We start from the raw sequence: 317 nt of genomic DNA, 5'->3' as shown, positions 1-317 counted from the left end.
CGTCTGAAGCCTGGGTAGAAAAAGCTCAAAGTGGAAACCTGGCACTAAAAGTAGCGTTAGCCAATACTGAAGCTGCACGCAGACAAGCTCAGGCAGCCTCCAGTGGTCACCTGCCAACCCTTTCACTTACAGCCAGTCATGATCGTGATAAAGGCACTAAGAGTAGTAATGACTGGGCGGAAACGAATCAAATTGGACTAACGCTGTCCATGCCTATTTTCTCTGGAGGAGCAACCAGCTCTACCAGTCGCCAGACTGAATACGGCTTAACCCAGGCCCGCTTTAATCAGGACGATACTCTCAGAGGCGTTATTCAG

General features: G+C 49.8%; 1 protein-coding gene. It reads left to right on the top strand.

The features are described from left to right. A partial coding sequence (locus QWI17_RS00250) for a TolC family protein (protein WP_302720498.1) occupies nucleotides 1–317 on the top strand: 317 nt, incomplete at both ends.

The organism is Gilvimarinus gilvus, assembly GCF_030518155.1.
Taxonomy (GTDB): Bacteria; Pseudomonadota; Gammaproteobacteria; order Pseudomonadales; family Cellvibrionaceae; genus Gilvimarinus; species Gilvimarinus gilvus.
The sequence above is the reverse complement of the archived record's forward strand: the minus strand, read 5'-3'. Positions and strand labels throughout refer to the sequence as shown.